Here is a 22857-nt window from a genome sequence, read left to right as displayed (position 1 = left end):
TGCTTACTGCTAATTCCACCACTGCTTACTCCTTGCCCGATGCTGTACATCGTTATTCCCGTTTTCAACCGCCTGCGCTACACCCGGGCCTGCCTCGACGCGCTGCGCCGCCAGACGGTGCAGCAGTTTCGCACGGTGGTGGTCGACGACGGCTCCACCGACGGCACCGCCGAGGTGCTGGTCCGCGACTACCCCGAGGTGACCGTGCTGCCCGGCACGGGCCAGCTGTTCTGGACGGCCGGCGTGAACCTGGGCCTGCGCCACGCCCTGAACCAGGGCGCCGACCGCCTCATGACCATGAACAACGACGTGGAGGCCGCGCCCGACTTCGTGGCCCGTATGCTCTACTGGGCCGCCCGCCAGCCCGAGGCCCTGCTGGGCGCCCTGGAGCTGGACATCAGCACCGGGCAGCCGGTGTACGGGGGCGAGCAGTTCAGCTGGCTTACCCACCGCAGCCGCGACGTGCTGCCGCAGCTGGCCCCCGAGCAGCAGCGCGGGCTGCACGCCGTGAGCTACCTGCCCGGCCGCGGCCTGCTGATTCCGGCCGCGGTGGTAGCCGCCATCGGCCTCTTCGACGAAAAGCGCCTGCCGCACTACCTGGCCGACTACGACTACACGACCGTGGCCCGCCGCCACGGCTTCCCGGTGTACCTGAACTACGACGCGCGCCTGCTCACCTACCCCGAAGAAAGCGGGCAGGAGCAAACCCGCCGCCAGCGCAGCCTGCGCGGCTACACCGAGCACCTGTTCGGCATCCGCGGGGGCGGCAACCTGCGCAACTTCACGCACTTCGCCCTCAAAAACTGCCCGCCCCTGCTGCTGCCCACTTTTCTTCTGAACGGCTACGCCCGCCGCCTGGGTGGCTATTTCCTCCGCTAATTCTACCTGCTCCCCTGCCATGGTAATCATCGTCAAACGCTACGGCGCGCTCGGCAACCGCCTGTTTCTCTTCGCTCACCTCATTGCCAACGCCGTCGAGCACGGCTACAGCCTGGCCAACCCCAGTTTCAACGGCTACGCCCGCTACTTTCAGGCCCCGGCCACCAACGACTTCGGCGGCCTGCCCATCCGCCTGAACGTGCTGCCCGACGCGCCTTATTCCGAACGCTGGCTGGGCCGCGTGTTCGATCTGGTGCAGCGCGACTCGCTGTTTGCCACCCTGGGCCGCGTGCGCCGCTCCCTGCCCGCCCCGGCCCTGCCCCAGCTGGTGTACCTGCCCAACGAAGATGGCTACGACCTGACCCAGCCCGACTACCTGCGCATGGCCCAGGGCCCGCACCCGGTGCTGCTGCACGGCTGGCGCTTCCGCGACCGGCCCAGCCTGCGCAAGCACGCCAAGCTCATCCGCGAGCTGTTTGCCCTCGTGGAGCCGCACCGCTCGGCCGTGGCGGCCGTGCTGAAACGGGCCCGCCAGAACGCCGACGTGCTCGTGGGCGTGCACGTGCGCCGCGGCGACTACGCCACCTGGCACGGCGGCCAGTATTTCTACGACGACGATACCTACGCGGGCTTCATGCGCCGCATCGAGGCCCAGTTTCCGGCCGGCACGCGCGTGGCCTTTCTGATTTCCTCCAACTTCCCGCCGCCCCCCGAGCCGTTCGCGGGGCTGCAGATTCACTACGCCGACAAGCACGACATCGAGGACATGTACGCGCTGGCCGGCTGCGACTACCTGATCGGCCCCCCCAGCACCTACTCCATGTGGGCTTCCTTCTACGGCGAAGTGCCGCTGCTCCACCTCACCTCGGATACGCACCCGGTGCCGCTGGCCGAGTTTCAGGTGTACCGCGACCAGTACGAAGGCTAGTCCCCGTTTCCTATGCTGCGCCTGCTCGTGACGCTCTTAGTAGCCGGCTGCCTGGTGCTGCCCGCCGCCCGCACGGGCCAGGGCCCCGGCGCCCCCACCCTGATAGTCCGGCGCGGCGGCACGTACACGGGCACGTTTCGCAGCCCCGACGCGGGCAGCCCGTGCGTGCGCATCCTCACGGATGAGCCCGTGGTGCTCGACGGCTGCACGCTCGAGGGACCAGGTACCCTCATCGAGTGCCTTACGCCCGGCGCCCAACTGACGGTGCGCCGGTGCGTGGGGCGCGGCCTGGCGCCGATGCAGGACCAAACCGCCCGCGGTCCGTTTCTGGCGGCCGAAGAAGCCCGCTCGGTGCGCGTGGAGCAGTGCCGGCTGGAGCACACCACGGGCATCTACATCTACAAGTGGAGCGGCGACGGCAGCCCCGGCCAAACGCTGAAAATCCTGGGCAACGTGGTGCGCAACATCGACGGGCGCTACCGCGACGGGGGCGGCACGACGGCCAGCTTCGTGGGGCTGAACCGCGTGCACGGCGTGGCAGGCATCGAAATTGCCTGGAACGAGGTCGTCAACGAGCCCGACCGCTCCATGGTGGAGGACAACATCAACCTCTACAACTCCTCGGGCACGCCTGCCGCGCCCATTCGCGTGCACGACAACTACGTGCAGGGCGCCTACCCCTACCCGGCGACCGGTGAAAAGTTCTCGGGCACGGGCATGACCACCGACGGCGACGGCAGTTCGGCCCTGACCACCACGGCCTACGTGGAGGCCTACAGTAACCAGTTCGTGTCGATCTGCAACTCGGCCATGAACATCGCCGCCGGCCACGACGTGCGCTTCTACAACAACCGCATCGTCACCAGCGGCCTGCTCCCCGACGGGCGCAAGCTCCGCGCCACCTACTGCGGCGTGTCGGTGTTCAACCACTACGAAAAGCCGGCTTCGGTATTCTTCGCCAACCGCATCGACGGCAACGTCATCGGGTACGTGCGCTGGGGCTACCAGCTGCCCTTTCCGGACCGCCACGACCTGAGCGACGGCAACTGCGCCACGTGCCCGGATAACCAGCACTTACCCAACCCGATAACCTTGGACTCGGAGCGGGAGGAGTGGCAGCGGTGGCAGCGCAAAATGCGGTCCTCCAAACCCGGCAAACGGCTGGTAACCGGGACTTTCCGCGCCGTTCAGTAATTTTTTTTCCTATCTCGGCTTTCTCGGCCCCTTGCCAGATGTCGCGCTCAGCGGCTGGCAAGGGGCTTTTTAGCTTCACCCCTACTATTGTCGATTAAAATAGTGCAATAAAAAAAATATCGTCAGTTCGATTGTTGATTATGTTTTTTTATACATTTGCATCGAACACTTGGCACTGGTTTATGACTTTTCCCAGTCACCCAGTCAAGATTCTTCGCCTGATACTTGCTGAAGCTGCGGTGGCCGAATGCATCAGATACAGGCAAGAAGCTGAGCGAGGCGGTTGTTATCAGAGCAACGCCTGATGATGTTGGCACGGTGTGATGGGTACGCTCAATCTTGAATTTCAGCTTACTACCAAACAAAATTGTTTTTCTTCGGGCCGTTGCGGCATAACTGGGTTGCGCTGGCCGCTCCCACTCCGTGGCAACGGGCAACGGCCCCAAAGTTGAACAATAACGCGGAAAAGCTGGAAAAAGGAACCAAAGCACCTTTTTGAACAAAAACAACTCTGACGCCGGGAACGAAATTGACTTTGTTCGCGGTTGCGGGGTAACATTAAACAATAGAGATTTTTCTCTAAACCATTTCAGAATGCAAAAAACCTCTGGAACCTGCTCGCGGAGCTTCCGCCCCAGCCCATCCTCTGGTGCACGCTTTCTGCCAGTGTTGGCGTTCGTGCTTCTCGTACTAGGTCTGCGCCCGGCGCCGACCCTGGCCCAAGCGCCAAACGTTTCCTACAGCGGACCGCTTACCATCACGCAGGGCGGTACCTACTCGGGTAACTTCCGCAGCAACGACTCGGACGTGCCGGTTATCCGCATCGCGACGTCGGACCCGGTCATCATCGAAAACAGCATCCTGGTGGGTGCTGGCGACATCATCTGGGCCAACAACGGCGGGGCCAACCTGACCGTGCGCAACAACCAGGCGTTCGGCACGACGCCGACCGTGGACAACCGCGCCCGGGGCCGCTTCCTGGCGGCTTCGTCGGCCCGCAACCTGCAGGTTAGCAGCAACTACCTCGAAAACACCACCGGCTTCGCCATCTACCAGTGGACCGGCGACGGTTCGGCCTCGCAGACGGTAAAGATCCTGCGCAACAAGGTGAAGAACCTGGACGGTCGTCACCGCAACGGGGGCTTCACGATGGTGAACTTTGTGGGCCTGAACTCGGTGCGCAACGTAGGCAACATCGAAATTGCCTGGAACCAGGTCATCAACGAGCCCGACCACAGCTCGGTGGAAGACAACATCAACTTCTACAACTCGGGCGGTACGAGCAGCAGCATCGCCCGCGTGCACGACAACTACATTCAGGGTGCCTACCCCGTGAATGCCACTGACCCTAACTTCTCGGGCACGGGCATGACCACGGACGGCGACGGCAACACGGCCGCCACGGCCACGGCCTTCCTGGAGGCCTACAACAACCAGTTCGTGTCGACCTGCAACTCGGCCATGAACATCGCCGCCGGCCACGACGTGCGCTTCTACAACAACCGCATCGTCACCAGCGGCCTGCTCCCCGACGGGCGCAAGCTCTACGCCACCTACTGCGGCGTGTCGATCTTCAACGCCTACCAGCAGCCGAGCTCGGTGATGTACAACAACACGATTGACAACAACGTGGTGGGCTACGTGCGCTGGGGCTACAGCTCGCCCTACCAGGACCGCCACGACCACAGCAACGGCAACTGCGGCAACTGCGTGAACACCACCCACCTGCCGAACCCGGTGACCATTCAGACCGAACAGAACGAGTGGACGCTGTGGAACCAGAAGCTGAGCCAGAACGGCATCACGCTGGGTGTAGGCGGCAGCGGCGGCACGACTTCGCCCGCTCCGGCTCCCGCCCCCGCCCCGGCCCCGGCTCCTACGCCGGCTCCCGCTCCGACCCCGGCCCCCAGCCCGGCTGACGCGACGTTCTTCCGCGGCATCAACATCGGCGGCGCGGGCCTGACGCTGGACGGCCACGCCTGGGTGGCGGAAAGCGCCGGCAACGTGACCATGAACGGGACGGCCACCACGGCCCCCTCGCTGACGCTGGCCCCGGCCACGGACGCGGCCCGCGCCGGCATGATCCGCGACTTCAAGTACTCCAACGCCTTCAACGTGGCCGTGGGCGGCGTGAGCAGCGGCACCTACAGCGTGTACCTCTACGTGCTGGAGAACATGAACGCGAAGACCTACAGCATCTCGGTGGAGGGCCAAACGGCCCAGAGCAACTACAACAGCGGCGAGCCGGGCACCTGGCGCCGGTTGGGCCCCTTCACGGCCAACGTCGCCGACGGCACGCTCAACATCGGCACCACGGGCGACTACGCCAACCTGGCCGGCATCGAAATCTGGAAGAGCGGCTCCACCACCACCGCCCCGGCCCCCGCGCCCGCTCCCGCCCCCGCCCCCGCTCCGGCTACCACTACCTTCTACCGCGGCATTAACATTGGCGGCTCGGCCGTGACCCTGGATGGCAATGCCTGGGTAGCCTCCGCTGGTGCCGCCAACCTGCGGGTAACCGGTAACGTCTTCTCCAACACGCGCACGGTGCTTTCGCCGGCTACCGACGCCACCCGCGCCAGCATGCTGACCACGGCCGTGGGCGGCAACAAGGTAGGAGCTACGCTGACCAACGTACCCAACGGCACCTACAGCGTGTACGCTCACGTGTGGGAAGACAACTTCTCGGAAACCACCAACTTCCTGATCAACGGCACGACGGTGCGCACGGGCTACCAGACCGGCAGCGCCGGCCACTGGGAAAAGCTCGGCCCGTTCCAGGTGAACGTGACGAACGGCACCATCGACCTGACCTCGTCGGGTGGCCACCCCAACCTTTCGGGGGTGGAAGTGTGGAAGCACAACCAATAGCAAGTAGCCTGCGGGGCTTCCCGGTACACCCATAACTCCTGAGCAACAGCGCCCGACCATCTGGTCGGGCGCTGTTTTTTTATTTCTACCGCAGTTGCACTGCTTTGGGCCGAGCAGACCCGCCCCGTAGGTCGGCTGCGCGGGTGGTAGTTGGCGAGGTCAATATCTAGTGCCCGGGGCTACTGCCCCGGGCTTTTTTGTGCTTCACCCTTACATATATGATTATTCTTTTTGATAAAATAATTTTTCCTACAGCAACCATTGTTTTTACCAAATCAAATACAATTATTTGCTGGCAAAGTTCTAAGGCATCAGATTTTGCCTCTCCACCACTTCACACTTTCATGACCATGAAGCGTGCCCTCATCACCGGCATCACCGGCCAGGACGGAGCCTACTTGGCCGAACTCCTCCTCAGCAAAGGCTACGAGGTTCACGGCATCAAGCGCCGCTCCTCCTTGTTCAATACCGACCGCGTCGACCACCTCTACCAGGACCCGCACGAAGCCGACATTCGCTTCAAGCTGCACTACGGCGACCTGACGGATTCGACCAACCTGATCCGCATCGTGCAGGAAGTGCAGCCCGACGAGATTTACAACCTCGGCGCCATGTCGCACGTGAAGGTGTCCTTCGACACGCCCGAGTACACGGCCGAGGTCGATGGCGTGGGCACGCTGCGCCTGCTGGAGGCGGTGCGCATCCTGGGCCTCACCCACAAAACGCGCATCTACCAGGCCTCGACCTCGGAACTGTACGGGCTGGTGCAGGAAGTACCGCAGCGCGAGACGACGCCCTTCTACCCCCGCTCGCCCTACGCCGTGGCCAAGCTCTACGGCTACTGGATTACGGTGAACTACCGCGAGGCCTACGGCATGTACGCCTGCAACGGCATCCTGTTCAACCACGAGTCGCCCCTGCGCGGCGAGACCTTTGTGACCCGCAAAATCACCCGCGGCGCCGCCCGCATCGGGCTGGGGCTGCAGGACAAAATCTACCTGGGCAACCTGGACGCGCGCCGCGACTGGGGCCACGCCAAGGACTACGTGGAAGCCATGTGGCGCATGCTGCAGCAGGATACCCCGGAGGACTTCGTCATTGCCACCGGCGTGACGACCACCGTGCGCGACTTCGTGCGCATGGCCTTCGGCGAGCTGGGCGTGGAGTTGACCTTCTTCGGCGAAGGGGCTGACGAAACGGGCCACGTGGTGGCCTGCCACAACCCCGAGTTTCAGCTGCCGCTGGGCAAGGAAGTAGTGGCCGTGGACCCCACCTACTACCGCCCCACCGAGGTGGAGCTGCTCATCGGCGACCCCACCAAGGCCCAGCAAAAGCTCGGCTGGATGCCGCGCTACGACCTGCCGGCCCTGGTGCAGGACATGATGCAGGCCGACCTGGACGTGTTCCGGCGCGATGCGGTGCTGCGCGAAGCCGGCCACCGCGTGCTCAATTATTATGAATAGGGTGTGCGGGTAAGGGGGTATGCGGGCAGGAGTTCACTGAACAACAACTCCGGCCTCCTGCCCCCCCTACGCGGCCAGACTCACACCTTTCGACACTCTTACCCTCATCCCCTGACTTTATGGACCTCAACGCCAAAATATACGTGGCCGGTCACCGGGGCATGGCCGGCTCGGCGTTCGTGCGGCGGCTGCGCCGGGCGGGTTATACCAACCTGGTGATGCGCACCTCGCAGGAGCTGGACTTGCGTGACCAGGCCGCTGTGGCTGCTTTTTTTGCCCAGGAAAAGCCCGAGTACGTGCTGCTGGCCGCCGCCAAGGTGGGCGGCATCCACGCCAACAACACCTACCGCGCCGATTTTCTGTACGACAACCTCATGATTGAGGGCAACGTGCTCGATCAGGCCTGCCGCCACCACGTCAAGAAGCTCCTGTACATGGGCTCCTCGTGCATCTACCCCAAGATGGCCCCCCAGCCCATTCGGGAGGAATATCTGATGACCGGCCCGCTGGAGCCCACCAACGAGCCCTACGCCATTTCGAAAATTGCCGGCCTGAAGATGTGCGAGGCCTACCGCGACCAGCACGGCTGCAACTTCATCACGGTGATGCCCACCAACCTCTACGGCCCCCACGACAACTACGACCCGGAAAACTCGCACGTGATGGCCGCCCTGCTGCGCAAGTTCGGCGAGGCCGTGAGCCTGAACCTGCCCCGCGTGACGGTGTGGGGCTCGGGCACCCCGCGCCGCGAGTTTCTGCACGTCGACGACCTGGCCGACGCCTGCCTGCACCTGATGCTCACCTACGATGGCCGCGAACCCGTGAACGTGGGCACCGGCGAAGACCTGACCATCCGCGAGCTGGCCGAGCTGGTGGGCGAGCTGTCGGGCTTCCACGGCGAGCTGGTGTTCGACGCGTCCCGCCCCGACGGCACCCCGCGCAAGCTGCTCGACGTGTCGCGCCTGCACGCGCTGGGCTGGCGGCACTCCATCGGGCTGCGCGAGGGCCTGCAGCGCGTCATTGCCGCGGCCGAATGGCGCGCCGCGCCGCGCCCCCCGCAACCGGTGCCGCTCCTGGCCGCATAATAAGGACGGTTTCCACTACTTCTCCACCATCCGTATGCACCAGTTTCTTCACCGGGCCCAGCGCCGCGCCGGCCGCCTGCTGCGCGAGTGGCTGCCCCGCAACCAGCACTACCGGCCCGTGGGCGTGCACGCCGATAGCCGGGCCCTGGCCAGCCAAGCCGCTGCGGGCGCTACGTACCATGAAGTGGTGGCGGCGTACACCTCCTACTGCCACTTTCCGAACGCCTTTTACGAAGCAGCTTCCGCGTACAGCGGCCACCTGCACAGCAAGCCTCCCCGCAGCGAGGAGGTACCCGCCGCCTTTGTGCTGGAGCTGCGGCGCGGCCGTCTGTATGCCGACAACCACGACTCCGTGGCCATCATCGCCGCCGATGGCTGCCTGGTGGGCGACGTGTCGTTTCAGTACACGAGCAAGACCTGGGAAACCATCGAGCCAGCCGACAACAACATCTTTCGGCAGCGCTACTTCCTGGAACCCGTGCCCGTAGCCGGCACCGTCTGCACGCTGCTGGCGGGCGGCGGCGCGGCCATCGGCAACTTTTACCACTGGCTGGTCGATTCCTTGCCGCGCCTGCACCTGCTGAAAGCCTCCGGGCTGCTGGCCGAGGTGGACTACTTTCTGGTGTACGACCGCCACTGGGACCTGGTGCGGCAGGCGCTGGCGCCCCTGGGCATTCGCCCCAGCCAGCTCATTGATGTGCGTACCCACCGCCACCTTGTGGCCGACCGCCTGCTGGTGACCTCGCCGGTGCGCGGCACCGGGGCGCACACCCCCCAGTGGGCCTGCGACTTCCTGCGCACCACCTACCTGCCCCCCGACCCGGCGCTGGTGAAGGCCCGCCAGTTCAGCCCCTACGTGTACATCAGCCGCCGCGACGCCGAGGCCCGCCACGTGCTGAACGAGGCCGCCGTGGAAGACCTGCTACGGCCCTTCGGCTTCCGCAGCTACGTGCTCAGCCAGCTTAGCCTGGCCGAAAAGGTGACCCTGTTTGCGGGGGCCCGGGCCGTCATCGGGCCGGTGGGCGCGGGGCTGAGCAACCTGGTGTTTTGCGCGCCCGGCACGGCCGTGCTGGAGCTGCTTCCCCAAGGCTTCGTCATGCCCGACTTCCTCGAGCTGTCGTACCGCGTCGATCTGCGCTACGACTGGCTGGTGTGCCCCAACGCGCACCCCTCCACCAACATGGGCGACGCCCGCCGCGAAGACCTGACGGTGGACCTGCACGCGCTACGGCCGCGCCTGGCCCGGCTGCTCGGGCAGCCCGCCGCCCTTTCTGCCTGACCTGCGCGCCCGGCCGCCACGCCGGGCCGCTATCCTCGTCGCCTGACCTCCGCCAGTCATGGGTGTTACTTCCCCTTCCGTTCTGCTGTCCATCGTCACCTGGAACAGCGCCGCCAGCATCGAGGCGTGCCTGCGCTCCGTGTTGGCGCAGAGCTACCGTGATTTTACCGTCTGGGTGGTCGATAATGCCTCCGCCGACGACACCTGCGCCCGCGTGGCGGCCCTGGCCGCCTCCGACGGCCGGGTGGCGCTGCACAAGCTGCCCGAAAACACCGGTTTCTGCGGGGGCCACAATTATGCCATCGACCGCACGCGCATGCCCTACGTGCTGCTGGTGAACCCGGACGTGGAGCTGGCCCCCGATTACCTGGCCCGGGCCCTCACGGCCATGGCCCGCGAACCGCGCATCGGCATGGTATGCGGGCTGCTGGTGCAGAGCCCCGAGCCAGACCCCATCATCGATTCGGCGGGGCTGACGGCCCTGCCGGGCGGCCGCTACGGACTGCGCCTGCACGGGCAGCGCCTGAGCACGGCGCCCGTCGTGTCGGGTTGGGTAGACGGCGCCGACGGCGCGCTGCCGCTGCTGCGCCGCCGCTTCATCGACGACCTGCGGGTGCAGGGCCAATTCTTCGACGAGCGGTTCTTTGCCCACAAAGAGGACTGGGACGTGGCGTGGCGCGGGCAGCTGTACGGCTGGCGCACGTGGCTGGAAACCGGCTGCCGCGCTGTGCATCCGCGGGTGTTTCGTCCCGGCAACCTGGCCCTGCGCCAACGCTTGGCGGGCGCCATCAAAACCGACGCGGTGAAAAACCAGCTGCTGCTACTGCTCAAGAACGCGCCGGCCGGGCAGGTGCTGCGCCATTGGCTGCAGGCCCTGCCCCGGCAGCTGGCCATTTTGCTGTACATCCTGGTGCGGGAGCCCCGCTCGTTGCGGGCTTATGCGTACGTGTGGCGGCACCGCCGGGCCGTGCTGGCCACGCGCCGGCGGGTGCAGGCCCGGGCGCGGGGCGGCTGGCAGCCCCCGGCGGCGCCCCCGCCCGGCACCACGCCGCTGCTGAGCATCTGTGTGCCCTGCTACCACCGCCCCGATCTGCTGCGCCGGGCCCTGGGTTCCGTGGGCCCTTTGCCGCCCGAGGTGGAAGTAATCGTATCGGACAACTCCACCGCCAACGACCAATGCGAAGAAGTGGCCCGGCTGCTGCTGGAGCCCCAACCGGCCGCGCAATGGCGCTACTACCGCAATCCGGCCGGGAGCACGGCCGTCGACAACTTCAACTTCTGCCTGCAGCGGGCCCGCGGCCGCTACATCCTGCACCTGCACGACGACGACTACCTGCTGCCCGAGGGACTGGAGCAGATCCTGGCCACGCTGCGCCGCCTGCCACCGGCCCACGCGGCGGTGCTTTTTGGAGTGGAGCTGGTGGACCTGCAGGAACGGGTGCTGCGCCGCCAGTTGGCCCCGCGCGAAACCTACCTGCCCCCGGCCGAAGCCGTAGAACAACTGCTGACCAACTCCTCCTTCGTGCGCATCCCGGCCATCGTGGTCAGCCGCGCCGCGTACCAGGCCACCGGCGGCCTCGATCCGGCGCAGGGCAGCACCGGCGACACCGACCTGTGGGCCCGCATCTTCGGCGTACACGGCGTGCTCCAGGTACCCGCGCTGGTGGCGGCGTACACCATTCACGCGGGCGCCATCACGGCCCACACGTTCAACGAGCTGGCCATCAACCAGCTGCTGGGCGTCTTTCACCGAACGCAAGAAACCGGCCTGCTCAGCCCGGGGCAGCTTCGCCGCGCCAAAGCACGGTTTTTTCACCAGTTCATATTGGCCGGTTCGTACCGCAGCCTGCAGCTGCACAACGTGGCCGTGGCCCGGCAGGTACTGGGCTTGCTGCAGCTGCCGGCTTTGCGGCCGCTCCCCATGCCCGCGCGCTGGGCACCCGCCCGCCTGGGCCTGACGGCCTTACTGAACGCCGCCGATTGGCTACCCCATGCCCGCGCTGCCGCCCCGGCGGCCGGTGCGGACCTGAACGTGGCGCACGCGTCGTCGTCTTCTTCGCCCTGATCCTGCCGCGCCGCTTTGCCAAACCGCCCTGGTTGGCTTTCCGCCTTTTCTCCACCACCCCATTGCCCACTGACATGGTTATCATCGACAAACAGCTGGAGGCCCGCCAGCGTGCCGGGAGGCCCATACGGGTAGGTCTCTGGGGCGCCGGCGAAATGGCGCAGGGCCTGGTCAATCAGGTGATGCGCTACACGCCTGGCATGGAGGTAGCCGTGGTGGCCAACCGCACCCTGCGCAAGGCCCACCAGGCCTATGCCTACACCGGCCACACGGCCCAGGAGTGCCCCGACCGGGAATCGTTGCAGGCCTGCCTCGACGCGGGCGGGCGGGCCGTGACCGACAACGGCGAGCTGCTGTGCGAGGTCCGGGGCCTGGACCTGCTGGTGGAGTGCACGGGCACCATCCACTACGCCGCCGACCTCATCATGCGGGCCATTGCGCACGGGCAACACGTCTTGCTATTCAACCCCGAGGTAGACGCCCTGATCGGCCCCATTCTGAAGGTGTACGCCGACCGGGCCGGGGTGATGCTCAGCGGCTGCTCGGGCGACCAGCCCGGCTGCATCATGGACCTGTACCGCTTCGTGAAGGGCATGGGCCTCACGCCGCTGCTGTGCGGCAACATCAAGGGCCTGCAGGATTATTACCGCAACCCCACCACCCAGGCCGGTTTCGCGGCCCAGTGGCACCTCACGCCGGAGATGGTCACCAGCTTTGCCGACGGCACCAAAATCAGCATTGAGCAGGCCTGCGTGGCCAACGCCACGGGCATGGGCGTGGCCAAGCGCGGCATGCTCGGCTACCGCCACGACGGCCACGTGGACGACATGACTACCTGGTACGACGTGGAGGAACTGAAGCGGCTGGGCGGCATCGTGGATTACGTGGTGGGGCCCAAGCCCGGCCCCGGCGTGTTCGTGTACGCCACTACCGACGACCCTAAGTCGCAGCACTACTTGGCTTACGGCAAGCTGGGGCCGGGCCCCCTGTATTCCTTTTATCAACCCTACCACCTCATTTACGCCGAAATTCCGAACTCCATTGCCCGAATGGTGCTGTTTCAGGACGTCACCATGGCCCCGCTCGGCGCGCCGGTGGTGGAGGTTATTACCCTGACCAAGACTGCACTGCCGGCCGGTCACCGCCTCGACGGCCTCGGCGGCTACGACACCTACGGGCAGTGCGAAAATGCCCGCACCGCACGCCTCGAAAACCTGCTGCCCGTGGGCCTGGCCGAGGGCTGCGTGCTCAAGCGCGCCGTGCCGCGCGACACGGTGCTCACCTTCGACGACGTGGAGCTGCCCGCCGACAACCTCGTGCAACGCCTCTGGCGCGAACAAACGGCGCTGTTTTTCCCGCATCTGCAGCCACCGGCCGCGGCCCAGCAACCCGCCGCCGTTTCGGCCCTCCTGGTCTAACCGGCGGCGCGGCTGATTCGGGCTTCTCTCCACCTTTTTGCAGCCCACCATGACGCCCTCTGTAGCCACCCGCCCCGTCAACCGCGTGCTGCAGGAAGACCTGGCAGCCGTATACGCCACCCTTTCCGAGGCCGAAAAAACCAAGCTGCGCGGCGCCACCGTGCTGCTGACCGGCTGCGGCGGCTTTTTGGGGCACTTCTTCCTGCACTTCTTCGCCGCGTACGCCCGGGAGCTGTCCTTGCGCCGCGTGGTGGCCCTCGACAATTTCCTTACCGGCACGCGGGACTGGCTGGCGGAACTGGCCGCCCGCCACGCCGGGCTGATCGAGCTGCGCACGTTCGACGTGATTACCGACTCGGTGGCCGACGTGCCCGGTGCCGACCAGGCCGACTTGGTTCTGCACCTGGCTTCCATCGCCTCCCCCAGCTTCTACCGCCGCTACCCCATCCAGACGGTGGACGCCAACACCACCGGCCTGCGCCGGCTGCTCGATTACTACGCCGAACGGCCGCTGCGGGGCTTCCTATTTTTTTCGAGCAGCGAAATCTACGGCGACCCGCCGCCCGCCTGCATTCCCACGCCCGAGGACTACCGCGGCAACGTGGCCACCATCGGCCCGCGCGCCTGCTACGACGAAGCCAAGCGCTTCGGCGAAACGCTGTGCTACCTCTTCGCCCAGCAGTACGGCATGCCCATCGGCATTGCGCGGCCCTTCAACAACTACGGCCCGGGCCTGAGCCTGCACGACCAGCGGCTGCCGGCCGACTTTGCCAAGGCCGTGGTGGAAGGCCGCGACCTGGAAATTTTCTCCGACGGCTCGCCCACGCGCACGTTCTGCTACATCTCCGACGCCATCAGTGGCTACCTGAAGGTGCTGCTGCACGGCCGGTTCGACGTGTTCAACATCGGGCAGGACCAACCGGAGCTGTCCGTGCGCGAGTACGCGGAGCTGTTTACCGAGGCGGGGCGCGCCATTTTCGGCTACCCAGGCCGCATTTCCTTTCGAACTTCTGCTGACAAAGACTATCTTACCGATAACCCGAACCGTCGTTGCCCCGACCTGACGAAGGCCCGCGCCGTGCTTGGGTACGCGCCCACTGTGGACGTGGCCACCGGCATCCGCCGCTACCTCCAGTTCCTTTACCATTCTACCCGCAGCGCCTTATGATTACGGTAGTCGGACTGGGGTTTGTCGGCTTGACCACGGCCCTGGGCTTCAGCAAGAAGGGCTTCAAAGTCTACGGCGTCGACGTGGACCCGGCGCGGATGGCCAGCCTCCGCCGGTACGAGGTGCCTTTTTACGAGCCGCACCTGCAAGCCGCGCTGCGCGAAGAGCTGAACCGGAATTTTGTGGTGGATGCCCCGCTGCGGGACGCCGTCAACGACAGCCGCGTCGTCATCCTCTGCGTGGGCACACCGGGCCTGCCCGACGGCCGCGCCGACCTCACAGCCCTTTTCGACGCGATACGCCAGGTGTTTGACGTGTCCGACGCGCAGTACCGGGTACTGGTCGTCAAATCCACGGTGCCGCCCTCCACATTGGCCGAGCAAGTACAGCCCTACGTGACCGAGCTGGCCCGGCGACACGAGCGGACGATAGGCCTGGCTTCCAACCCGGAATTTCTGCGCGAAGGCCGTGCCTGGGACGACTTCATGCACCCCGACCGGGTGGTGATAGGCGTGGACGACGAGGCTGCCCGCAGCGTGCTCAGTGACCTGTACCTACCCTTCAACGCGCCGGTACATTACGTCAACTTCAGCACGGCGGAATTCATCAAATCCCTTTCCAACGCGCTGCTCTCCACGCTCATCAGCTTCGCCAACGAGATGTCCATGATTGCCGACCACATCGGCGGCATCGACGTGCCGGCGGCTTTCCGCATCCTGCACCAGGACCGGCGCTGGAGCGGCTCACCGGCTCCCATGGCCAGCTACGTATTCCCGGGCTGCGGCTACGGCGGCTATTGCCTGCCCAAAGACACAGCCGCGCTCAACAGCATCGCGCAGGCGCACGGCTACGAGCCGCGGATGCTGCCCGCCAACCTGCAGATCAACGAGGACATCCAGGAGGTAGTGGCCGATAAGATCCTGGCCAGCGTGCCCGCCCACCACCGCATTGGTATCCTGGGCCTCTCCTTCAAGAGCGGCTCCGACGACGTACGCCGGAGCCCGAGCCGGGCCATCATCGAAAAGCTGCTGGCCCGCGGCCGCACCCGCTTGGTCGCCTACGATCCGGTGGCCAACGCGGTATTTGCCCGCGAAACGCGCTTGCCCATCGCCTACGCCAACTCCCTGCCCGAGCTGCTCGCCCAAGCCGACGAGCTGGTGCTGCTCACCAGCTGGCCCGAGTTTCGCGAGCAGCACCAGTTGCTGGCTAGCAAGCCCCTGCACGACTTCCGCTACGCCCTCACCGACCTGTGCAAGCCGCAGGCGATGGTGCTGCCGTTTGCCACCCGCTAAAACCACCACCCGGCGGGGCCTCAAAAACTTCTTTTTCACCGAACCAGCGGCGCTGTAAGGGGCCGGCCGTGCGCCAGCAGCCCTACGCATCGTCCCGCTCCGATACCGGCTGCTCTGGCTTTCTTCCTCCCTGCTGCATTCAAATAACAACGCCGCCGGCCTCTTGCGAGACCGACGGCGCGGCACCTAGGCGACGAAACTGCTCCACCTTTCAGTTTCGGGCCCGGTACACGGGTTGCACGGCGCGGCCGTGCAGGTGTTGGTCCAGCCCCTCGTCGAGGGCGCGGCGGTAGATGGCCAGCGCGTCGTGGATGCGCGCGGCGGTGAGTTCGATATCGGCGGGCTGGTGGGCGTAGCTCACGATGAGCGAGGGCAGCAGCAGGCCGCGGCGCAGCGTTTCCTGTAGAAACAGAGTGCGGTAGCCTTGCGAAGGTTGCTTGTCGGCGTCGCGGGTGGCGTAAGTGAGGCACTGCGGCGGCCCCTGCACGCTGAAATAGCCGGTAAGGCCGTGCTCGGCAATGGACTGGGCCAGCAAACGGCGTAGGTAGTCGCCCGCCTGACGCAGGTGCTCAATCACCGGCTCGCGGCGGTACGTGGCCAGCACGGCGCGCATGGCCGCCAGCCCATGGCTCTCGGCGCCGTAGGTGGTCGAGAGCAGGAACACGCGCTCCTGGGCGTGCTGCAGGCCGCCAAGCTCCATCAGCTCGCGCCGGCCCGTGAGGGCCGCCACGCTGAAGCCGTTGCCGAGGGCCTTGGCCCAGGTGCTCAGGTCGGGGCGCACGCCGTGCACGGCCTGGGCGCCGCCCACGTGCCAGCGCAGGCCGGTAATGATTTCGTCGAAGATGAGCACCGCGCCGTGCGCGTCGCAGAGGCGGCGCAGGCCCGGCAGAAAGCCGGGCGCGGGCGGCACATCTTTCTCCACCTCCAGCACCAGGCAGGCAATCTGGCCCGGATGGTCCCGAAACAGTTGCTCGGCCGACGCCAGGTCGTTGTAGCGGAAGCCCAGCGTGAGCTGCCGCACGGCCGCCGGAATGCCGGCGCGCACCGCCGTGGTGCCGATAAACCAGTCGTCGGTGGAGAAAAACGGGTGGTCCTGGCAGAGGGCCACCAGGTCGCGGCCGGTAGCGGCGCGGGCCAGCTTCACGGCGGCAGTGGTGGCATCAGACCCGTTCTTGGCAAACTTCACCATGTCGCCGGCCCCGGTGGTTTCCAGAAAATCCTCGGCGGCGCGCAGCTCCAGCATGGTCGGCCGGCCCACGTTGGTGGTGCCGCGCAGCATCTCGCGCTGGGCGGCGCGCAGCACCGGGCCGTAGGCGTGGCCCAGCGTCACGGCCCGCAGGCCCATGCCGTATTCCAGGTATTCGCGCCGGCTGGTGTCCCACACGCGGCAGCCCCGGGCGCGCACCAGGTACGGCGCCATGGCTTCGGGAAACTGGTCGTCGCCTTTGGCATAGGTATGGCTGCCGCCGGGAATAGCCGCGTGGAAGCGGGCGGTCAGCTCGGCGTGCGGAGCGGCTTCAGCCCCGGGCGCCTCTGGCAAAACCAGGGGCTCCGCGGCGAGCGTGGACGCGGGCGGTGAATCGGCAGCGAGTACGGCGGAAGTCATGGCTAGCATTGGAAATGGTGGAGGAAAGCAGGCGTTGGGGCCGAAGGAGGCAAGCGGAGCAGGAAAAGATGAAGGCTGGTTTTCTTGGTTGAAGAGCAAGCTCAGCCGCGGTATCAGAGCACGAGGAAGTCGCCCTGAAAACCGAGCTGGCGGGCCTGGGTCTTGATTTCGTCGGCGTAGGTCGGGTTGGTAATCAGCAGCACGTCGGGCCGGTAGCCGGCCATGTCCTCCGGGGCAATGACCGGGTGCGCCGTCAGGGGCAGAAACTGACCCTGGCGGCGCGGGTTGATGTCGACCACGGCCAGCAGGGTGTCGGCCAGATCGAAGGTGTTCAGGAAGGTGATGGCGCGCGAGCCGGCCCCCCAGCCCACCACGCGCTTGCCGCTGCAGCGCAGCGCGTCTACCCGCTCCTGCCACTGCTCCATCACGGCGCGGGCCGAAGTGCCGAAGGCTCGCACGGCGGCGGGCGTCGTGGGGTCGTCGGTGGGTGCGAGCGTGGCCGCAGCGGGCACGGCCACGGGGCGGGCCGTGAGGCCCAGGTACTCGCCGTGCCAGCAGGGCTGCACGTCCAGCACCTCGAAGCCGGCGCTGCGAAACAGGTACGAAAGGGACGCGGGCGTAAACCAGGAGGCGTGCTCGTTGACGATGTTCCACACCACCTGCTCCCCAATGTCGTAGAGGGCGTTGGGCACTTCCACGTACACCAGCGGCGCGGTGCCGGCCGGAATGGCGGCCCGCAAATCGTGCACGAACTGCGTGACGTGGCTGGCCAGCACGTTGAGCATGTGCCGGCAGCTGATGAAGGTGGCCCCTTCCAGCACCTGCGCCGTGGCCGGCCCGAAGTAGTCTTTCACGAAGGTTACGCCCAGCGCCTCGTTGGTGCCGGCGGGCAGGCCGGGCGGCGAGGCGTAGCCCGGGTCGATGCCCAGGCCGGAGTTGTGGCCCAGGCGGCAGAGCGTGCGCAGGAAGTCCCCGTCGCCGCAGCCGATGTCCACGATGCGCCCGTTGCGCAGGTGGTAGCGCTCGATCAGCTCGGTGGCCAGCCCCAGGGTGAAGGCCCGGAACGAGGGCGAAAACTCCAGGGAGAAGTCGTTGCGGGTGTGGGTGATTTTGCTGGCCTCGTACGCCTCGTTGTGGATGTAGTGGCAATGCGGGCAGAACGCCAGCCGGATGTCGGTGGTGGGCGCCTGCCGGGCCGCATCGGCCGTCGGCCAAAGGATGCCCGACTGCGTGGGCACGTCCTGAACCTCAAAAAACACTTCGCCCGCGGCGGAGCCACACACCGGGCAGGGCTGGGTGGCCGCGGCCAGGGCCGGGGCAGTTGCGAGCAGTTCGGTTTCCATGGGAGTCTGGTGGACAGTAGTGGTGGAGAAAAAGTCCGTTAGGCGGCCGCCGGTAGCGGGGCTAAGAGGTCGGCGGCCACGAGCTGATCGGCCGCGCGGCGGATGCTGGCAAAGGGCAGGCCGCTGCGCTCGGCAATGTGGAGCAAATCGTGCTGCCCGTCGGAGTAGCTGAGCACCCAGAGCAGGGCCATTTCGGCCTCGCGGGGGTTGCCGTGGCCCTTCACGGCGCCGTAGAGGCCGCGGCGGCCCAGCTGCGGCTCGCCGTAGGGCTGCCGGTTCTGGTAACGGCCGTTGCCTTCGAGCACCGTCAGCACCTGCTCGTACAGGGCCAGCGAGTCGGCCAGCTGCGCGGGCTGCACGAAGGCGCAGTTGTCGGCCGAGGTGTGGTACTCCGGAAACTCGCCGTGCGGGGTGCGCGAGAGGCAGCCCACCGGCAGGTCGAAGCCCGGCGAGCAGTACTGCCGCTCGTCGTAGCCGTAGGGCACGTAGTCGCGCAGCTCGTGCGGCTGGCCGCCGCTGCCCAGCACGTAGGCCACCACCCGGTCGATGTCGGCGCGGCCCAGGCGGGTGCGCTTGTAGGTGAAGGCGCCGGGCCCGCCCAATAGGGTGGCCACCAGCCCGTGCCGGATGCGCGCCAGAGCGGCGGGCGTTTGCCGGCTCAGCCAGGTAATCGGCCCGATGGTGCCGGGGCTGAACACGAAGCGGTACGACAGGCGGTGTGGGCGCTGGCTGAGCTGCCGGGCCAGCGTGGCCGCCACCACCAGCCCCGAGAGGTTGTCGTTGGCCAGCGAGGGGTGGCAGATGTGGCAGGAAATAAGCACCTCCTCCTCCACCTCGCCCGGCAGCAGCAGCTCGCCGTACGTCAGGCTGCCGCCAGAGTCCAGCTCCGAGTCGATGCAGACCTCGTAGAGCGGCTCGTCGAGGGCTTCCAACTGCCGCTGCGTGAGGCAGAAGCCCCAGTTGGCGTGGTAATACGAGGTGCGGTACGGAATCAGGTCGGGCTGCTCGGGCAGCGCGTGCAGGTGCGGGCGCAACTCGTCTAGCGTCAGCCAGCTGTGCACGGGCGTGCTGTAGCCGAGCACGTGCAGGTTGTGTTGGTGAAAGTCAATTACACGCTCCCCGCTGGCCGTGCAGATGTACGCGTCGCGGATGCGCCACTCCGGCGGCACCGTCCAGTCGAGCACGGGCGTGCCGCTGGGCACCTCGTGCACGCGCAGGCCGGGCAGCAGGCGCTGCTGCACCAGGCGCAGCGTCTGGCGCACCCCGTCGCCGGTGAGCGAGCGGGGCAGCGGGTACAGCTCCGTCAGCAGCGCGTGCAGGGCCGCGCCGCGTTCCGGGGCGGCAGCCGGCGGGGCCGGCGCCGCCTTAGCAGACGGGGGCGGTGCGGGCGCGGCTTGCATGGACTTCGCTAAAGATGTGCAGGCTCGGAATGGCCGTCACGAACTGCCCGCCCCAGGTGCGGATGTAACTCAGGTTGTCGGCCACTTCCGCGCTGATGTTCCAGGGCAGAATCACCACGAAATCGGGCTGCTCCTCCCGGATGGCCTCCGGCGAAAGCACCGGAATGTGGCTACCGGGCAGGTACTTGCCCTGCTTGTAGGGCGAGGCGTCGACGACCACCGGCATGAGGTCGGTGCCCTGGATGCCGCAGTAGTTGAGCAGGGTGTTGCCCTTGGCGGCGGCCCCGTAGCCCACCACCTTCTTGCCGAGGCGGCGCTGCTCCAGCAAAAACTCCAGGAACTCGGCCCGCACCGATTCCACGCGCGGCTGAAAATCCTGGTAGTACTCCAGGGTGAGCATGCCCGCGGCCCGCTCCCGGGCCAGCAGCTCGCGCACGGCCTCCGTCACGGGCTTGGTGTGGTCAGCCGTGTGGCGGGCGAAGATGCGTAGCGACCCGCCGTGCGTGGGCAGCTCCTGCACGTCGAAAATGGTCAGGCCCTGGGCCGCAAACACGCGGGCCACGGTGCTCAGCGAGAGGTAGCTGAAGTGCTCGTGGTAGATGGTATCGAACTGGCAATCCGTCACCAGGTTCAGCAGGTGCGGAAACTCCAGGGTGGCCACGCCCTCGGGCTTGAGCACCTGCTGAATGCCGCTCACGAAGTCGTTCATGTCGGGCACGTGGGCCAGCACGTTGTTGCCGATCAGCAGGTCGGCCTGCTGCCCCTGGCCCACCAGCTCGCGGGCCAGCTGGGCGGTGAAGAAATCCACCACCGTGCGCACGCCGCGGTCGGCCGCAATGCGGGCCGTGTTGGCCGTGGGGTCGATGCCGAGCACCGGCACGCCCTGCCGGTGGAAGTACTGCAGCAGGTAGCCGTCGTTGCTGGCCGCTTCCATCACCAGGGAGTCTTCGCCGAAACCGAAGCGCGTCATCATCATCTCGACGTAGCGGCGGGCGTGCTCCAGCCAGGAAGTAGAGTACGAGGAGAAGTAGGTGTACTCCTCGCCGAAAATCTCCACAGCCTTTTTCACTTCCCCGATCTGCACGAGCCAGCAGCTGTCGCAGACGTACGTTTTGAGGGGGTAATTCAGCTCGGGCTCCTCCAGCTGGGCCGCGGAGAGCATGGAGTTGGAAGGCGGGCAGTGACCGAGGTCGGCAAACACGTGGACCAGTTCAGTTCCGCAGTGACGGCAGTTCATGGTGGTTATCTTTAAAAGGCGGAGAGGTCAGGCAGAAGGCAAGCGAGGGCGGAGCGAGTCCACCGAGGGGGTTAAAGCAGATTGTCGATGCTAAAGCAGCAGCTTGGAAGCGTAAAAGGCCTCGGCATAGCCCCCGGGGCAGGCGGCCTGCAAGCCACGCAGCCGAGGCAGTGCCCGGAAAGTTTGCGCGTCAAACCAATGCTTGCTCGCTTGGGAGGGAAAGTGCGTCAGGAGCAGCTCCACTTTGCGCTCGAGCACCGCCCCGGGCAGTTCCACGAAGAAGCCTGGATTGCCCAGGTCCCCGTCGTACTTAGGAATCTCGTATTCGAGCACCATGTGGCTGCGAAACGTGTTCCACGTCAGCTCCGCGAGCAGGCGGTGGTCTTGGTGCTGATCGTAGCGGTGGTGGGTCAAAATCAGGTCGGGGTTGAAAGCTTTGAGCTGCTCGAAAGTGGCTTTGATAGCGGTGGTCAGTTGGGGCAGCACGCCATCCTGAAAAGCCAAGATGCGGATGTCGCAGCTGGCCTCAGCTGGTGCCTCGGCCAGAAAAGCTTTGGCGCTGGCCCGGGCTTCGAAGGCCCGGGCCGGAGTGCTGCTGAACACCACCCAGCACACGGCCGCTACGCGTTGTTCGGCGAGCAACCGCAGCAGCGTGCCGCCGGCCCCAATCTCGATGTCGTCGGCATGGGCTCCGAGGCAGAGCACCCGCAGGCCGGCGCTTCCGGCGGGCGCAGCGAGCCGCATCCGCATCATGCCGCTAGCTCCGGCGCTTGGTGTTGGTTGAACCGCATTTTCTGTTGGGCTTCCGGTAGTCGCCACACCTCCCAGGGCGCGGGCCCGTGAGCGTGGAGCTCATCCAGCGTTTGCTTGTCTTTAAACGTATCCATGGCGGCCCAAAAACCCTCGTGCCGGTGGGCTAGCAGGCGGTCCTGGGCAATCAGGCGCTGAAATGGTTCTTCCACGAGCTCCTCCCCGTCGTAGAGGTAGTCGAAGATCTGGGCCCGAAGGACGAAGTAGCCGGCGTTGATCCACAGTCCCGACTTGGCGATGGGGCTGATGGATTCCACCCGTGAGTCCTCGCCCAGGGTTACCACGTGAAAGCTCTGCGTGGGCTGGTAGGCCATGAAGCTGGCCACGGCGTTAGAGCACCGCAGGTTCTCCACCATCACGTTCACATCGAGGTCGGTCAGGCCATCGGCATAGTTGGCGAGAAACATTTCCTCGTCTTCCAGCAGGTGACGTACCGCCAGCAGACGTTGTCCGATGCAGGACGTCAGGCCCGTGTCCACGAAGGTGATGTTCCAGTTGTCGATGTCGGTGCTCATAGGCTTCACATCCTTGCCGCCATTCGAAAACACGAAGTCGTTCGAGAGGCATTCGTTGTAGTTCATGAAGTACTGCTTGATGGCGTCGGCTTTGTAGCCCAGGCAAAGGATGAAATCCGTGTGGCCGAAGTGCGCGTAGTAGCGCATGACGTGCCAAAGTATCGGGCGGTAGCCCAGCGGAACCATGGGCTTGGCGGTCGATTCGGAAAACTCGCGCAGGCGCATTCCAAAACCGCCGCAGAACAACACAACTTTCATGGCAAGGGGGAAGTCTAAGGAGGCAGCATAGCTCAGCAGCTGGTTT

The 22857-nt window shown here is 66.0% G+C and carries 17 protein-coding genes; 11 read left to right on the top strand and 6 right to left on the bottom strand.

The window, feature by feature from the left end; genetic code table 11:
• The first annotated feature begins 39 nt into the window (after positions 1-39).
• The 11 genes from ACYVKQ_RS11000 (at position 40) to ACYVKQ_RS10950 (ending at position 15642) form a co-directional block, all read left to right on the top strand.
• Positions 40-879 (top strand): glycosyltransferase family 2 protein, encoded by an 840-nt coding sequence (locus ACYVKQ_RS11000; RefSeq protein ID WP_460578212.1) that lies wholly within the window; start codon positions 40-42, stop codon positions 877-879.
• Between the two features lie 19 nt (positions 880-898).
• Entirely contained in the window at positions 899-1807 is a 909-nt protein-coding gene (locus tag ACYVKQ_RS10995; protein ID WP_460578211.1) for an O-fucosyltransferase family protein, read from the top strand.
• Positions 1808-1819: 12 nt separating this feature from the next.
• Entirely contained in the window at positions 1820-3001 is a 1182-nt protein-coding gene (locus ACYVKQ_RS10990; RefSeq protein ID WP_460578210.1) for a glycosyl hydrolase, read from the top strand.
• Between the two features lie 678 nt (positions 3002-3679).
• Entirely contained in the window at positions 3680-5872 is a 2193-nt protein-coding gene (locus tag ACYVKQ_RS10985) for a hypothetical protein (protein WP_460578209.1), read from the top strand.
• A 350-nt stretch (positions 5873-6222) separates the two neighbouring features.
• Positions 6223-7335 carry a GDP-mannose 4,6-dehydratase gene (gene gmd, locus ACYVKQ_RS10980; RefSeq protein WP_460578208.1) on the top strand — a complete coding sequence of 371 codons (1113 nt, stop codon included), beginning with the start codon at positions 6223-6225 and terminating at the stop codon, positions 7333-7335.
• A 119-nt stretch (positions 7336-7454) separates the two neighbouring features.
• Positions 7455-8420: a GDP-L-fucose synthase family protein gene (locus tag ACYVKQ_RS10975; RefSeq protein ID WP_460578207.1), complete on the top strand. Its 966-nt coding sequence runs from the start codon at positions 7455-7457 to the stop codon at positions 8418-8420.
• Positions 8421-8454: 34 nt separating this feature from the next.
• On the top strand, positions 8455-9699 hold the full coding sequence (locus tag ACYVKQ_RS10970) for a glycosyltransferase family 61 protein (RefSeq protein ID WP_460578206.1): 1245 nt from the start codon (positions 8455-8457) through the stop codon (positions 9697-9699).
• 58 nt (positions 9700-9757) lie between these two features.
• Positions 9758-11764 carry a glycosyltransferase family 2 protein gene (locus ACYVKQ_RS10965; RefSeq protein ID WP_460578205.1) on the top strand — a complete coding sequence of 669 codons (2007 nt, stop codon included), beginning with the start codon at positions 9758-9760 and terminating at the stop codon, positions 11762-11764.
• A gap of 62 nt (positions 11765-11826) precedes the next feature.
• Positions 11827-13182, top strand: coding sequence for an NAD(P)H-dependent oxidoreductase (locus ACYVKQ_RS10960; protein ID WP_460578204.1), 1356 nt, complete (start codon positions 11827-11829; stop codon positions 13180-13182).
• A 49-nt stretch (positions 13183-13231) separates the two neighbouring features.
• The gene (locus tag ACYVKQ_RS10955; protein WP_460578203.1) at positions 13232-14350 is read left to right on the top strand and encodes an NAD-dependent epimerase/dehydratase family protein; all 1119 of its coding nucleotides are present in this window, start codon (positions 13232-13234) and stop codon (positions 14348-14350) included.
• The gene (locus ACYVKQ_RS10950; protein ID WP_460578202.1) at positions 14347-15642 is read left to right on the top strand and encodes a UDP-glucose dehydrogenase family protein; all 1296 of its coding nucleotides are present in this window, start codon (positions 14347-14349) and stop codon (positions 15640-15642) included. The genes ACYVKQ_RS10955 and ACYVKQ_RS10950 overlap by 4 nt, the downstream gene beginning before the upstream one ends.
• Before the next feature lie 211 nt (positions 15643-15853).
• Here the strand turns inward: ACYVKQ_RS10950 and ACYVKQ_RS10945 are convergent, their stop codons facing one another.
• From ACYVKQ_RS10945 to ACYVKQ_RS10920, 6 genes are all read right to left on the bottom strand, one after another.
• Positions 15854-17248, bottom strand: a complete 1395-nt coding sequence (locus ACYVKQ_RS10945) for a glutamate-1-semialdehyde 2,1-aminomutase (protein WP_460578201.1) — start codon at positions 17246-17248, stop codon at positions 15854-15856.
• A gap of 113 nt (positions 17249-17361) precedes the next feature.
• Positions 17362-18591 carry a class I SAM-dependent methyltransferase gene (locus ACYVKQ_RS10940; protein ID WP_460578200.1) on the bottom strand — a complete coding sequence of 410 codons (1230 nt, stop codon included), beginning with the start codon at positions 18589-18591 and terminating at the stop codon, positions 17362-17364.
• A 38-nt stretch (positions 18592-18629) separates the two neighbouring features.
• Complete coding sequence (locus ACYVKQ_RS10935) at positions 18630-19991, bottom strand: DUF4910 domain-containing protein (RefSeq protein WP_460578199.1); 1362 nt, start codon at positions 19989-19991, stop codon at positions 18630-18632.
• Complete coding sequence (locus ACYVKQ_RS10930) at positions 19957-21228, bottom strand: methyltransferase domain-containing protein (protein WP_460578198.1); 1272 nt, start codon at positions 21226-21228, stop codon at positions 19957-19959. Before ACYVKQ_RS10930 ends, ACYVKQ_RS10935 begins: the two co-directional genes overlap by 35 nt.
• 90 nt (positions 21229-21318) lie before the next feature.
• Positions 21319-21972: a PIG-L deacetylase family protein gene (locus ACYVKQ_RS10925; protein WP_460578197.1), complete on the bottom strand. Its 654-nt coding sequence runs from the start codon at positions 21970-21972 to the stop codon at positions 21319-21321.
• A gap of 5 nt (positions 21973-21977) precedes the next feature.
• Complete coding sequence (locus ACYVKQ_RS10920) at positions 21978-22811, bottom strand: sugar phosphate nucleotidyltransferase (RefSeq protein WP_460578196.1); 834 nt, start codon at positions 22809-22811, stop codon at positions 21978-21980.
• Positions 22812-22857 lie beyond the last annotated feature (46 nt).

Source organism: Hymenobacter coalescens, assembly GCF_054783195.1.
This window is presented reverse-complemented; position numbering and strand designations above follow the sequence as displayed.